Here is a 13,368-nt window from a genome sequence, read left to right on the forward strand (position 1 = left end):
AATGGGGCGCGCAGTGTATAGAAAAGCGGCGATGCCGCCAAGGGCTCACAGTACGCAGCCCTTGTGAAAGAGGATCAGCCCGGTGCAGAAAAAGAGGAGGCTAACGGGCAGGTACGCACTCGAGGCAGGCGGGATTGCCGGCAAAGCCGAACCGTTCGTAGATAGCGCGCCCATCACTGCTGGCATGGAGCCACAGCTTGCCCAGTTGCTGCTCGCGGGCATACGCCACCATGGCCACCAGCAGGGCATTCGCCATTCCCCGTCTGCGCCAGGCCGGCCGGGTGTAGATGTTGAGCAGGTACCCTTCCCGCCCCGCCAGATTGCCCGGGTAGGGCGGGCGCATGAAGAGTGCCAGGGTGGCGCACGCCACCACTTCGCCCTCCTCTTCCACCACCCAGCTACGGGCGCTGCCCTCTTCCTGCGCCTGAATGAAGTAGGCCTGCGTCGCCTCCCTGAGGACCGGATCCTCATCGGGCTGGGCAAGTGCCCCCACCTCGCAAAAGAGCGCCATGCGCAGTGTCGTCAGGGCAGGAATATCGGCCGCCAGGGCCTCGCGAACCTTCATCTCTTCTCCTTTGCATTCCTTTCCCACCCGTCAGTCAGGCAGGGCTCGTGTGCGGCCACCTTACGCCGGAGGCGAGCGACGGGCAAGGCGCCAGCTGTCGAGCCCCAGGGGGCCCGCCCCCCACACGGCCAGGGTCAGCAGCATCCAGCCCCACAACTGGTGATCGTGAAAGCCCCCCGCCCAGAGGGCCGGGTAGGAGATGACCGCCATGGCGTTGAAGCCAAACAGCAGCAAGGCGACCGGACGGGTGAAGAGGCCCGCCAGCAGGAAGAGGGGCAGCAACAGCTCGGTCGCCGTGCCCGCATAGGCCGCCCACTGCCAGGGCAGCAGAGGCACCTGATATTCGAACTCGAACAGATAGAGGGTGCTGTCCCAGGCCGTGAACTTGAGCCATCCGGATCGCAGAAAAATGGTGGCGACCCAGAGCCTGGCAAGCAGCAACAGGCCACCGCTGCACCAGGGCAAGATGCGTTCAACAAGGGGGCCAAGGGGCCTGGCAAGGGTTTGCGTTGTCATGGGGCAAGCTCCAGATCGACCAGCAGGTCGAGGGTGATGAGGGGGGCCAGGTGTTCGGCCATGGCGGGATCCTGAGCCAGCAGGCTGGCCAGCGGCCTGCCCTGCAGGCAGCCTTGCAGCAGACGCCAGGCGGCGGCATCCAGGGGAATGGGGTCGACCCGGTGTCCGGGGCGTTTCTTGAGTGCCAGGGAGCAGACAGCATCCAGCTCCCTGACCGTCTCACCGCCATGCAGGGCCATCTGCCAGAGCGCCAGCACCGGATGGGGGCTCTCCAGGAGCAGCAGATCGCAGGCAGGATGCAGCACCAGCCGCTCCCAGTGCTCAGGGGTCATGGCGGCAAGCCGCTCGGCGGGCCAGTGCCGCGTCTCTGGTGCAAGCAGCGAGACCCGCTCCAGCCGCCACTCGAAGCGGGCCAGATCCCCGAGCCAGGGCAACGCGGCCGTGGTGGGCAAGCGTGCCAGCCAGTCGCCAAAGCCCTCCCCGTAGTCCATGACGCTCCCCTCCTCCAGAGGTGCCGCCAGCACGAACCCTCGTGCCGCCGCCTCAAAGAAGGTCTCGCCAACCATGGCGCGTACCGCGGGGTAGCTGCTGGCGAGCACCTCGGTGAGGCCGAGGATGAAGTTGTTGCGATAGATCTGCAACAGGGCGTCGGGGGCAAAGCGTCCCGGCTGGATGTGCCCGAGGATGGCATCATCCTGGCCGAGCAGACCGCTCGCAAAAGCGCGTTGCAGGGAAGCAAGCTCACACATGGGCGGCCTCCCCGAGCAGCCCACTCGCAAAAGCACCTTGCGGGGAAACACGCTCAGACATGGGCGGCCTCCCTGGATGTTTGCTGTGCCGCGCTCAGGATCTCGCTGGCACGCTGCGCCTCTCCCAGCAGCACCGGCAGCGGGGGGATCGCCAGATCCCATTCAATCAGGGTGGGGATGGCACGCTGCTGGCAGACCTGCTCGTAGAGCACCCAGACGGGCTCGGCCACGGGGGTGCTGTGGGTATCGATATAAAGGGGCCCCTGGGGCAGGTGCTTCTCGGTAAAACCGGCCAGGTGAATTTCGCCGACCGTGTCGAGGTCGATAGTCGCCAGATAGTCGTCCACCTCCAGGCCGTGATTGACCGCGCTCACATGGAGGTTGTTGAGATCGAGCAGGACGCCGCAGCCACTGCGCTCAGCCAGCTCGGCCAGAAACTCGGCCTCCCCCATCTCCCCCGCCAGTTGCAGGTAGGAGGAGGGATTCTCGACAAGCAGTTGTCTGCCCAGTGTCTGCTGCACCCGATCTATCTTGTCGCTCATGTGCAAAAGAGCGGCACGGGTGTAGGGCATGGGCAGCAGATCGTTGAAATAGCGCCCGCCGATGCTGCCCCAGCTCAGGTGCTCCGACACCCGCACCGGCGAGATGGCCGCCACCAGGGCTGCCAGCTGGCGCAGGTGCCCGGCATCGAGAGGATCGGCGGAGCCCAGCGACATGCCGACTCCGTGAAGGCTCACGGGGTAGTGCCTCGCAAGATCCGCCAGCACCTCGAAGCCCTGGCTGTGGCGCTCGAAGTAGTTTTCGCTGTGTACCTCAAGCCAGCCCACTCCGGGCAGGGTGTGGCGGATCTCGTCGTAGTGCGGGGGGCGTAAACCGATACCGATCAAGGGGTTCATGGCTGGGCTCTCAATAGATAGGGCCATGATGTGGCGGACGCCACACCATGGCATGCGGCTTACTTGGGTTGCAGGGACCCGCCAGCGAGCTTCTCGCACAGCCCCTTGGGCACTACCACGAAGGCATCACCCTGGGCATCCATCTTGGCGGTGCCGGCGCAGGATCCGCCCTTGGTGGCGCAATCGTTCTTGCCCGCCTTGACCACGCCGTAGCACTTCTCCTTGTCATCCGCAGCCATGGCCGGCGCGGCGATGAACTGGGCACCCAGGGCCAGCAGACCCGTCATGGCAGAGGCGATGGCAGTACTCTTTTTCACGTTCATGTCTCTATTCCTTGTTGTCGAGAGTGATGTCTCCGGCGCATCTCATCCGGCTACGTTCAATAGAACCGGACGAGGGGGGAAAAGATTTCCCAAAAAACGGCATTAACTTGCTATTAACAAACAAGGCAGCGGTAACCATATGATTTAATGGAATAAATTACGATAAAAAAACAGGGCGACGAGTGCCTCCCCCACGGTGTTCATGGCCATTGACCCCGTCACTCGCCATCCACCCCTTGTCTGCTTTGCACCCGAGGGGCCTATAGTGTCTTGAGTCCTTCCACCCAAAGGTGTCCCATGAATGCTCCCCGTCCCCCCAGATGCACCCTGTCGCTGCCCATCTTCATCCCGGGTCTGCTCTTCATCCTGGCGCTGCTGGCCATCTGCTCCCTAGCCCCGGAGGCCGCCGCCCGCTTCTTTGGCAGCGGCCAGAGCTGGATAGCCCAGCACTTCAGCTGGTTCTATGTGCTGGTGGTCGGCATGTTCCTGATCCTGCTGCTGGTGATCGCCTTCAGCCACTTTGGCAACATTCGCCTCGGGCCGGACGATGCCCGCCCGGAGTTCAGCTTCACCTCCTGGCTCGCCATGCTGTTCGCCGCCGGCATGGGGATAGGGCTCATGTATTTCGGGGTGGGCGAGCCCATGAGTCACTTCGTCTCCCCGCCCCAGGCGACGCCCCTGACCCAGGTGGCCGCCCGCGAGGCCATGGTCACCACCTTCTTCCACTGGGGCTTTCACGCCTGGGCCATCTACGCCATCGTCGGCCTGGTGCTGGCCTACTTCGGCTTTCGCTACAACCTGCCCCTGACCATCCGCTCCGGCCTCTATCCCATCTTCAAGGAGAAGATCCACGGGCCGCTCGGCCACGCGGTGGATGTCTTCGCCCTGGTGGGCACCATCTTCGGCATCGCCACCACCCTGGGCTATGGCGTGATGCAACTCTCGGCGGGGATCACCCGCCTCACCGGCATGGACACCTCGGGGGAGCTGTTTCGCTTCGGCCTCATCGGGGTCGTTATCACCCTCGCCGGCATCTCGGCGGTCACCGGTCTCGACAAGGGAGTGAAGCGCCTCTCCGAGCTCAACCTCTTTCTCGCCATCGTGCTCCTGCTGTTCGTGCTGGTGGCCGGCCCCACCCAATACCTGCTGGGAGCCCTCTCGGAGAACATTGGCAACTATGTCTCCTCTTTGAGCCAGCTCACCTTCCGCACCTTCACCTACAGCGAGACCCGCCAGGCGGGCTGGTTCGGCAACTGGACCCTGCTCTACTGGGCCTGGTGGATCTCCTGGTCCCCCTTCGTCGGCCTCTTCATCGCCCGCATCTCCCGCGGACGCACCCTGCGCGAATTCATCCTCGGCGTCCTGTTCGTGCCCACCGCCTTCAACCTGCTCTGGATGACGGTGTTCGGCAACGCCGCCATCTGGGCCAGCCAGCATGAGGGGGGCACAAGCCTCATCGACTCGGTCGGCAACATCGACACCCTGCTGTTCAACTTCTTTGACCTCTTGCCGGGAGCGGACATCACCTCGGCCCTCGCGGTGATCCTCATCAGCGTCTTCTTCGTCACCTCCGCCGACTCGGGCGCCTTCGTCATCGACAACATCGCTACCCAGGGCAAGGAGGGCTCACCGGTCTGGCAGCGCCTGTTCTGGGCTCTGCTGCTCGGGGTCACCGCGGGTACCCTGATGAGCACAGGGGGGCTGGCGGCACTCCAGTCCATGACCCTCATCGCCGCCCTGCCGTTTGCCTTCATCATGGTGCTGCTCTGCCTCGGACTCTGCCGCGGCCTTGTCGCAGACAAGGAGCACTCGGCCAGGCGCCTCTCCCCCGCCACTGACTTCTGGAACGGCAAGCAGTGGCGCACCCGGATGGATCACCTGCTGCGCCCCTCCACCGAGCAGGAGGCCCGCGCCTTTGTGGACAAGGTCGCCCTGCCCGCCCTGACGGCCCTGAGTCAGGAGTTCGCTGCCCGGGGCATCACCAGCCGGGTCGAAGAGGATGGGCCGGATCAGTGCCATCTGCTGGTGCCCCAGCAGGGTCGCCGGGACTTCTGCTACGGGGTGCGCATCGAGGCCCGCCCCGCCCCCGCCTTCAACCCTCTGGAGGCGGCCCACAACCACGATCCCGAGGCCCGCATCTTCGAGCCCATCACCTATTTTGCCGATGGCCGTGCCGGTTACGACATCCAGTACCTGACCCGGGACGAGCTGAGTGCCGACGTCTTGCGCCAGTACGAGCGCTATCTGGTGCTGAGCCAGGACGAGGGGCAGGATCTGCTGAGCAGCGCCCCCGAACATACCCAGCCAACCCAGGGAGAGTGATGACCAGGCAGGGATCAAGCCAGCTCCCCGCTCACAGCTTATGGCCGGGCACACTGGCGGCGAGGGCTGCCCCCACCACCCATCACAACAGAGAAAGGGGCCCCAGGGCCCCTTTCTCGTCACTGCCTCAACCTGCGTTGGTGTCAGAGCCTCACCGGCTCAGGCGGTTTTCACGCACTTCTGGATAAAGCTGTTCTTGGCCGCCCCGGCGAGCTTCTTGTCCGCCGCCGCCTTCTCGCACTGGGTCGCCTTGTCGGCGGCCCCGTCCGTCTTCACGCACTTCTGGATAAAGCTGTTCTTGGCAGCCCCGGCCAGCTTCTTGTCGGCGGCCGCTTTCTCACACTGGCTTGCCTTGGCACTGGCGGAGGCATCCTTGACACACTTGCCCACAAAGCTGGTCTTGGCGGCGCCCGCCAGCTTCTTCACCGCCGCCTGGGCCTCGCACTCTTGCTGCGCGCCAGAGGTCGCGCTCTGGGCTACCCCCATTCCCATGCCCATGACCGTCACACACAGACTCAACACCATCAGGATCCGCTTCATATGTCACACTCCCATTGTTCTATCCATTGTGGTTAGCCCCCACTCACGCGGGCCAAACGAGGCACCCTTGCCTCGCTGCACTATAGTCCCCCTGCCCCGTGACAACAAAATGCCCCTTCCTTCTCGACAACCTCACCACAGTCCCTCCCTCCGGCCACCCGCGCCTTCACTTCAATTGTTGAGCTGGCGCAAAAATCCAGCGCGTCCTTGCGGTTGCGTCAATTTTTGACTGGTTTGCGTATGAGGCTTGAGGATATGCTGGCCATTCGGCGCCTACTGAACCATTCGGGCCCCGCCCGCTGGTTAATGGAGCGCATTGGAAGCTGTAATCCAGGGGCGGTAGCGTGAGCCTTACCCTTATATGAACCTTTTCGATCAAAGATAATTTTGAAATACATTTATCACATGGATGTAAATTATGGACACTCTCTCAAATAAGACTCTTTTTGTTAATTTAAGTGATATTCATATAAAAGAATCAAATAAGAACGAAATCAATCACAAGCTAGAAAAATTTATATTAAACCTAAATGCAATCAAGAAGGTAGGTAATTACAGTAAAATTATAATACTAGTTTCCGGTGACATTGCATTTAGTGGCAGGATAGACGAATATCATCTTTTAGATAAAGCTTTTGAAGAGCTTGCGACATCATATGATTTAATCATGTGTCCAGGTAATCATGACCATGATTTTTCCAGCTACACATCTACGATTTTAAGGAATCAAATACTAAAAATTGATCCTTCTTTGCATGATGAAGAAACTATCAAAGTCGCGACATCAGGAATGAATGCCTACTATAAGTTTGAGAGTAATTTTTCTGCTATTCAACCAATCTTACATACTCCATTATCCAAGACGTATGAACTAGATGACGATAAAGGAAAGATATTCATATCTACTTTGAATACAGCATGGTGCTCTCAAATAAAAGAGTGTGGCGGTGATATAACGTTTCCGGAAAAATACCTTCCTGATGTTAAGAAAAACGAGAGAAATTTAATTTTCTTCCACCACCCTTTATCATGGCTAGAAGTAAACAACCAAAAAGAGATAAGAAATAGGCTGCGGGAAGATTATTCGATCATATTAACGGGTCACGAACATCTAGGCGATAGTTTTAAAATAATTGGAGAGACAGCATCATGTTTAATGATCGAAGCTATTCCTTTTGATGATCCTTCGATACAAGAGAATGGCTTTATCACTATTGAAATTCATGAAAACGATATAGATATAAAAAGCTATCTATGGAGAAATAATGATTTCTTGCATCAAGAAACATTAAATAAAAGCGATGTGATGAGAAAATGCTCCATCTCAACAAATAGTCATCATGTAAACTACGATTTTTATAAGAGTCTCCTAGATATCGGAGTTACATATTTGCATCCCGATAAGGACACTATTGATCTAAACGATGTTTTTGTCTATCCCACCATAAAATTTCTTCGGGATGAAGATAAATTACAAATGAAAAAAATGTCTTCAGAAAAAATCCTTAGCCTTGATAGTAAAAAAATACTTCTTATAGGGGATGAATACTGTGGAAAGTCAACGCTATTGAAGAAATTTTTCATAGACTCAATAGGAAAAACATTTTTGCCACTTTTAGTTGAGGGGGCATCTATTAGAAGTGGGGGTGTTGATTATGATAAAATAATATTAAAGCAAATATCAAAGCAATACTCAAACCTTACACTCACAGAATTTGTGACAACAACTACATATAAGGTTTTATTACTGGATGGTTTCGAGTTAATTAAGGGTGATAGAAAGTCTATAAATGTTTTTTTAGAGAAGTCATATAGCATTTTTGACAAGATAATAATCACTGTAAGTGACACTTTTGACTTTGGTGGAAGTGAACTTTTAGGTGAGAGTTATTTTGATGATGGCTTTGAAAAATATGAAATACTAAAATTAGGTCACAGACTTAGATACGAACTTGTAAATAAATGGAACTCACTTAAGGAAGAGTGCAACAATGAAAGTGGGCGCCTCTTATATAAAAATGATCATGCAGTAAAAACTATCACTAAGGTATTAGGGAAAAACTACATTCCCTCTACCCCATTCTTTTTATTAACATTACTCCAATCAATGGAAAATGGAAATGCTCTTGATGTAAGCGCAAATACTTACGGGTATTACTATGAATACTTAATAACTCAAAATCTTGGGAATGCCTCAGTAAAAAAAGAAGAGCTAGATGCATTTTTCAACTATGTAAAAGAACTATCGTATTACTACTTTACTAATAATATAAAAGAAGAATCTAGTGATAATTTATGGGACTTTAACAACAAACTATGCCGCGAGTATGGTGTAAGAATCGATTTTGAAGGACGATTTAAACAACTTGTCAAAGCTAAAATATTAGAGCAAAAAGATGGTAGATATTATAAGTTCAAGTACCCTTATGTATACTACTTCTTTATTGCAAAGTACTTATCTGACACAATAAGAAACGAAGACACTGTTCAAATAATTGATTCTCTTATTTCAACATTAAGTCGTCGTAGAAGCATGAGTATTCTGACATTCCTCACTCATCATTCTAGGGATGATTCAATATTAGATAAGGTGGTAAGTCATACAAAAAAATTCTTCAATAAATTGGAACCAGCCAAGCTTGATGTTGATACTGATTTTATTAATGCCATTATAGACAAAATGCCTGATTTCCCTGTAACATTTCAAAATCAAAATAGATTCGATTACAGAAGAAAAATTGAATCTAAAAAAGATGAGGTGGAAGAGGGAAATGAAAAAGATTTTGACTCATTACTGAATGATGAAGACGATGACTCGTCCTTTGTTAAGGCAAAAGAAGAAGATGTTGCAAATGATTTCTTAAAAGATATGAATCTTACCTTTAAGTCTTTAGAAATCCTTGGTCAATTATCAAGAAATTATTATGGGTCTTTAAAAGTACATCAGAAACAAAAATTACTAGAAGAGGCTATACAGGCCCCCCTTAGATCTCTGGAATATTTCTTTTCTCTTATAGACAACTCATCAGAACATGCTATAGATATCATAGAAAAAAAATTAAAAGAAAAATTCCAAGGGAAGCTGGATGCAGTAACTAACAGTAAAATAAAAGAGGTTGCTAGACGACTATTGTTCGAAATGATAGTAAGCCTATCATTTTTCTTTATTACAAAGATATCATCTTCTATAGGTAGTGTTAATTTGCAACAAGTAATTGATAATGTATGTGATGACATGAAATCTAATGCAGGTAAACTCATAAAACTATCAACCATGCTTGAGTTAGGCAATGCAATACCTGTAGATCAAATCAAACGATTAATTAATGACATGGATAAAAACCATCTCAGCGATAGATTGATGAAATCCATTGTAGTAAATTACTTATACATGTTTGAAAGGACAGAGAAAGACTCTCAGCAAATTTGTCATATTGCTGGGGTAAACTATGGGAAAGTTTCAAAAATGATCGGTTACGATAAATTACAATAACTATTTATACCGGTCTATTTGTACAGTTCTAGTTATCACCTGACACCGGCCTCAACCGGTGTCTTGTTTAACCTGTAATCTAGGATCCCTACCTTTTTGAGCCAGCCGTTACCTGGCTGGCTATATCTCTCATCACACACTGATCTTCCTGGAACCCGATAAATATCTTGTACACCAGCGACATTTACCCGGTGGGGTCGCGTGTTCAGACATGGCAATGCCTGACACCAAACAAATGCCAAGGGAGTAAAACGGGATCTATCGGATTAACAAGGTGGCTGATGGCATCGCCGCTGACCACAGTGCCGGGCGAATTGCTGGCAAAAAGGTGGGAGTCCCAATTTGGAAGTCCAAAAACCATCCCGTCCGGGATGGTTTTTTATTGGATTGCTTGAAAGGCAGGGACCTTCTTACCACCGCCCTTGGGGTGGCTGCTGGTTGCGCGACTCCACCATGGCAATGAGGATGGCCATCAGGCTCGATATCAGCATCAGCACCATGGCGATGGGCAATGAGAACAGGGCGTAATAAGTGCGCCCGATTTCTGCCAGGACGGTGTCTGCAGACACCATAAAAGGCAGCGGCAACAGTAATATCAGGGCGAAGTAAAAGATGATCCTGGCGATCATCAGGGGGGTCTTGAGGGACTGGGTCACTATTTTTCGGTACGGCCACATGATGGTTTGCTCCCTGCACTGTGGTGTTGTTGTTGTCGATAAGCCGCGCCGTCGAGGCATCTGCGGCTCTGCTCGTCCATGAAGGGTGTCAAGCAGTCCCCTGATTAGCAGCCACGGCAGACCGGGTCAACGGGCCACGGGGGGCCGGAAATGACCCACAGACAGGGTTGTGCTGCCAGGGGCGAACATAACAACGAGAGTGCAAACCAGATTCGTAAAAACGTCGCAGCAATCACTGCCAGCACACTTTCTGCCAGCAGGTTGTGAGGCACAACCAAAACGGGGAGTTGCGCCGTGGGCTGCGCTGTGATGCCCCTCCCAGGCAGAGCGGCGCCCTGCGTGCGGCTCGGGTTCCCCGGCCTGAATGGCTTGGCTCTTGCTATTCAATCTGGCTACTCAATCTGACTAACCGGTCTGGCTGCACGGCCTTGATGGTGAGCCTTGATTACGCACGCTATACACGCACTCTGGCTGCACCGAGTCAGTGTGACTGCGCTAGTCGGTTGCAGGCCGATCGCCGGGCTGCTGCGCCCCCAGCAGCGTGGTGCCGTAGGAGTTGTCCACCGTGCAGCGCCACTGCCCGCCGGGCTCTTTGCGAAACACATAGGTGGCGCGCCGGGTCTCGTCGATCCACCCCTCCCCGTCCGGGTAGCGCAGCCGGGTCTCCATGATCACCAGGGCATTGTCGGCCCCCTCGATCACCTCCATGGCACCCTGGGTCACCTCAAGCTGACCGTCAAAGTAATCGGAGATGGCCGTGAAGGCGCGGCGGATGGCGGGAATGCCACGCACCACCATGCCGGGTTTGACCACCAGGGCGGCGTCCTCGGCATAGAAGGTCATCAGGGCGTCGAAGTCGCCCCGGGAGATGGCTGCGTCACAGGTCTCGATCAGGGTGCGAAGGGGATGCGGGCTCATGCCGTGCTCCTTGTTTCAGGGGGATCAGGGCGGGCTACCCGCCCTATACCGGACATAAAAAATCCCCCGCTTTCGCGAAAAAGCGGGGGATCGTCAGCGTCTCATGACGGCTTAACCGAGCAGGAAGGCCTTGAGGCGGCCAAAGTCAGCGGGCAGATCGTGGGACAGGAGCGGCAGCGCGGCGTGCTTGGCGAGCGGGCCCGGCAGCGGCACATCCAGATTCAGGATCTCGTCCACCGACTCCTTGAACTTGGCCGGATGGGCGGTGCAGAGGAACACACCGACCTCGTCTTGCCCAAGCTGCTCGTTCAGCAGATCCCAGGCAATCGCCCCGTGGGGCTCGCACAGGTAATCCAGCTGATGCAGGCGTTTGAGTGCATCCCGGGTCTGGGCATCGTCACGCATCCCTGAGCCCAAGGTTTCCAGCGCCCAGCCCTTGCGACGGCACAGCTCTTCCACCCGCGGCCAGTTGTTGGGGCGGCTCACGTCCATGGCGTTCGACAGGGTCGCGACCGTCTGGTGCGGCTCCCACTGGCCGGTTTTCAGGTAGCGCGGCACGGTGTCGTTGGCGTTGGTGGCGGCGATAAAGCGCTTCACCGGCAGCCCCAGCGCCTTGGCGATGAGACCCGCGGTGAGGTTGCCGAAGTTGCCGGACGGCACGCTGATGACCGCCTTGGCGCGATCAGCTTTCGGCAACTGGGCCACGGCTTCGAAGTAGTAGCAAACCTGGGCCAGCAGGCGGCTGATGTTGATGGAGTTGGCGGAGTTGAGGCCGATGGCGGTCTTGAGCCCTTCATCGTCGAAGGCATCCTTGACCAGCGCCTGACAGGCATCGAAGTCGCCGTCGATGGCGAGGGTGCGGATGTTGCCGCCGAGGGTGCAGAAGAGCGCCTCCTGCAAGGGGCTTATCTTGCCCTTGGGGTAGAGGATCACCACTTCAATCCCCTCCAGGCCGTAGAAGGCGTGGGCCACGGCGGCGCCGGTGTCGCCGGAGGTGGCGGTGAGGATGGTGATCTTGTCATTGGTTCTGAACGCAGCCAGACACTGGGCCATGAAGCGGCCGCCGAAATCCTTGAACGCCAGGGTCGGGCCGTGGAACAGCTCGAGGGCATAGGTGCCGTCTTTCAGCTTCACCAGGGGCGCCGGGAAGGTGAAAGCAGCGTCGATAAGCTCGCTCACCTTGGCAGCCGGTACTTCGTCACCCAGCAGGTGGCTCAGGATGCGGGCCGAGCGCTCGGCCAGCGGCAGATCCAGCAGGGCATCCACGTCGGCCAGCGGCTCCAGGGTCTCTGGGAAGAAGAGCCCCTGCTCTCGGCCCAGACCCTGACGCACCGCCTGCGCGAAGCTCACCTGTTCACTCTTGTCCTTGATGTTGTAAAGATTCATAGCTCGCTTCCTGTTACCCGTGCCCCGGCCATGTCCAGTTTGCAGACCCGGGCAAATCCATCTTCATTGCGCACGAAGTGCGCTTCCATCCACTCTTTCATGCGTTCGGCCTGGGCCAGATCCTTCATCACCACGAACACGGTGGGACCGGACCCCGAGATGCCGGTGGCGAGCGCCCCGTTCTGGGCCCCCTGGGCCCGCACCTCGTTGAAGCCTTCAATCAGGGCCGCGCGATAAGGCTCGGCGATCACGTCTTTCAGGACGCTGGCGGCCAGCCCTTCCTGGCGGCTGTAGCTGGCATGCACGAAGGCGGCAAGCCGGCGGCCATAGGTGAGGCAGTCCTGGCGGCGATACTGGGCTGGCAGGATGGCGCGGGCGGCGGCGGTGGAGACCACGGTGCCCGGGTAGCAGACCACCCAGTACCACTCGTCAAACACCGGGATGCCCTGGCTGATGACGCCCCCCTCCTCCAGCACCAGCTGCATGCCGCCCAGATAACAGGGCGCCACGTTGTCGTAATGGACGGAGCCGGAGATCTTCCCTTCCATCTCCCCCATCAACAGCAGCAGGTCGTGTTCATTCAGGGGCGCACCGTGGAAGGCGTTGAGCCCTTCCAGCGCCGCCACCACGCTGCAGGCGCTCGATCCCAGGCCCGAGCCCACCGGCAGGTTCTTCTCCAGCACCATTTCCAGCGGCTTGAGACCAAGGCCGCGCTTCTCAAGCGCCTCGCCATAGGCGACCCAGCAGTCGTGGAGGATGTTCTTTTTCGGGTCGTCCGGCAACTTGTGGGCGTAACGGCCCACGGAAGAGAGAGCGAAAGGCACCTCTGCCGATTTGACCTGGACGCGGTCACCCAGCAGGGAGCCATCCACGGGGGCGAGCGCCGCCCCCAGGACGTCAAAGCCCACACTCAGGTTGGCGCTGGAGGCCGGGGCATAGGCCACCACGCTGCCGCCGATTTCTACATTCGGGTTCATCTCTGA

General features: G+C 55.8%; 12 protein-coding genes. 2 read left to right on the forward strand and 10 right to left on the reverse strand.

The genetic code is table 11. The annotated features are described in order from the left end of the window. Positions 1 to 100: 100 nt before the first annotated feature. From BGO64_RS20260 to BGO64_RS20280, 5 genes are read right to left on the reverse strand one after another with little or no spacing between them, the layout of a single operon-like run. Complete coding sequence (locus BGO64_RS20260; protein WP_286701269.1) at positions 101 to 565, reverse strand: GNAT family N-acetyltransferase; 465 nt, start codon at positions 563 to 565, stop codon at positions 101 to 103. Positions 566 to 625: 60 nt separating this feature from the next. Beyond that, positions 626 to 1,081 carry a DoxX family protein gene (locus tag BGO64_RS20265; RefSeq protein WP_045523951.1) on the reverse strand — a complete coding sequence of 152 codons (456 nt, stop codon included), beginning with the start codon at positions 1,079 to 1,081 and terminating at the stop codon, positions 626 to 628. Then, a complete protein-coding gene (locus BGO64_RS20270) occupies positions 1,078 to 1,830 on the reverse strand; it encodes an HvfC/BufC N-terminal domain-containing protein (RefSeq protein WP_286701270.1) in 753 nt (250 codons plus the stop codon). The genes BGO64_RS20265 and BGO64_RS20270 overlap by 4 nt, the downstream gene beginning before the upstream one ends. A gap of 53 nt (positions 1,831 to 1,883) precedes the next feature. Then, on the reverse strand, positions 1,884 to 2,726 hold the full coding sequence (gene bufB, locus BGO64_RS20275; protein WP_286701271.1) for an MNIO family bufferin maturase: 843 nt from the start codon (positions 2,724 to 2,726) through the stop codon (positions 1,884 to 1,886). Between the two features lie 59 nt (positions 2,727 to 2,785). After that, entirely contained in the window at positions 2,786 to 3,049 is a 264-nt protein-coding gene (locus BGO64_RS20280; protein ID WP_010673595.1) for a BufA1 family periplasmic bufferin-type metallophore, read from the reverse strand. 297 nt (positions 3,050 to 3,346) lie between these two features. On the opposite strand from BGO64_RS20280, the gene BGO64_RS20285 reads away from it, so the two are divergent. Beyond that, positions 3,347 to 5,371, forward strand: coding sequence for a BCCT family transporter (locus BGO64_RS20285; RefSeq protein ID WP_270822828.1), 2,025 nt, complete (start codon positions 3,347 to 3,349; stop codon positions 5,369 to 5,371). Between the two features lie 159 nt (positions 5,372 to 5,530). Here the strand turns inward: BGO64_RS20285 and BGO64_RS20290 are convergent, their stop codons facing one another. Next, positions 5,531 to 5,911 carry a hypothetical protein gene (locus BGO64_RS20290; RefSeq protein ID WP_139737434.1) on the reverse strand — a complete coding sequence of 127 codons (381 nt, stop codon included), beginning with the start codon at positions 5,909 to 5,911 and terminating at the stop codon, positions 5,531 to 5,533. 418 nt (positions 5,912 to 6,329) lie between these two features. Between BGO64_RS20290 and BGO64_RS20295 the strand changes: the two genes are divergently transcribed. Then, positions 6,330 to 9,404: an anti-phage protein gene (locus BGO64_RS20295; protein WP_139701031.1), complete on the forward strand. Its 3,075-nt coding sequence runs from the start codon at positions 6,330 to 6,332 to the stop codon at positions 9,402 to 9,404. Positions 9,405 to 9,814: 410 nt separating this feature from the next. On the opposite strand, the gene BGO64_RS20300 is transcribed toward BGO64_RS20295, so the two are convergent. The 4 genes from BGO64_RS20300 to thrB form a co-directional block, all read right to left on the reverse strand. Continuing rightward, positions 9,815 to 10,081 carry a hypothetical protein gene (locus tag BGO64_RS20300; RefSeq protein ID WP_042015800.1) on the reverse strand — a complete coding sequence of 89 codons (267 nt, stop codon included), beginning with the start codon at positions 10,079 to 10,081 and terminating at the stop codon, positions 9,815 to 9,817. 495 nt (positions 10,082 to 10,576) lie between these two features. Beyond that, positions 10,577 to 10,999, reverse strand: coding sequence for a YybH family protein (locus BGO64_RS20305; RefSeq protein ID WP_286701272.1), 423 nt, complete (start codon positions 10,997 to 10,999; stop codon positions 10,577 to 10,579). A gap of 111 nt (positions 11,000 to 11,110) precedes the next feature. Further along, the gene (gene thrC / locus BGO64_RS20310) at positions 11,111 to 12,385 is read right to left on the reverse strand and encodes a threonine synthase (RefSeq protein WP_049636630.1); all 1,275 of its coding nucleotides are present in this window, start codon (positions 12,383 to 12,385) and stop codon (positions 11,111 to 11,113) included. Then, positions 12,382 to 13,362 carry a homoserine kinase gene (thrB, locus tag BGO64_RS20315; protein WP_010673589.1) on the reverse strand — a complete coding sequence of 327 codons (981 nt, stop codon included), beginning with the start codon at positions 13,360 to 13,362 and terminating at the stop codon, positions 12,382 to 12,384. Before thrB ends, thrC begins: the two co-directional genes overlap by 4 nt. Positions 13,363 to 13,368 lie beyond the last annotated feature (6 nt).

The organism is Aeromonas sp. 62-46 (assembly GCF_001898585.1).
GTDB lineage: Bacteria > Pseudomonadota > Gammaproteobacteria > Enterobacterales > Aeromonadaceae > Aeromonas > Aeromonas caviae.

What these genes read in the sequence shown, in the direction of transcription:
- BGO64_RS20260 (WP_286701269.1), bottom strand. Translation starts at nt 565, where the DNA reads ATGAAGGTTCGCGAGGCCCTGGCGGCCGATATTCCTGCCCTGACGACA.
- BGO64_RS20265 (WP_045523951.1), bottom strand. Translation starts at nt 1,081, where the DNA reads ATGACAACGCAAACCCTTGCCAGGCCCCTTGGCCCCCTTGTTGAACGC.
- BGO64_RS20270 (WP_286701270.1), bottom strand. Translation starts at nt 1,830, where the DNA reads ATGTGTGAGCTTGCTTCCCTGCAACGCGCTTTTGCGAGCGGTCTGCTC.
- bufB (WP_286701271.1), bottom strand. Translation starts at nt 2,726, where the DNA reads ATGAACCCCTTGATCGGTATCGGTTTACGCCCCCCGCACTACGACGAG.
- BGO64_RS20280 (WP_010673595.1), bottom strand. Translation starts at nt 3,049, where the DNA reads ATGAACGTGAAAAAGAGTACTGCCATCGCCTCTGCCATGACGGGTCTG.
- BGO64_RS20285 (WP_270822828.1), top strand. Translation starts at nt 3,347, where the DNA reads ATGAATGCTCCCCGTCCCCCCAGATGCACCCTGTCGCTGCCCATCTTC.
- BGO64_RS20290 (WP_139737434.1), bottom strand. Translation starts at nt 5,911, where the DNA reads ATGAAGCGGATCCTGATGGTGTTGAGTCTGTGTGTGACGGTCATGGGC.
- BGO64_RS20295 (WP_139701031.1), top strand. Translation starts at nt 6,330, where the DNA reads ATGGACACTCTCTCAAATAAGACTCTTTTTGTTAATTTAAGTGATATT.
- BGO64_RS20300 (WP_042015800.1), bottom strand. Translation starts at nt 10,081, where the DNA reads ATGTGGCCGTACCGAAAAATAGTGACCCAGTCCCTCAAGACCCCCCTG.
- BGO64_RS20305 (WP_286701272.1), bottom strand. Translation starts at nt 10,999, where the DNA reads ATGAGCCCGCATCCCCTTCGCACCCTGATCGAGACCTGTGACGCAGCC.
- thrC (WP_049636630.1), bottom strand. Translation starts at nt 12,385, where the DNA reads ATGAATCTTTACAACATCAAGGACAAGAGTGAACAGGTGAGCTTCGCG.
- thrB (WP_010673589.1), bottom strand. Translation starts at nt 13,362, where the DNA reads ATGAACCCGAATGTAGAAATCGGCGGCAGCGTGGTGGCCTATGCCCCG.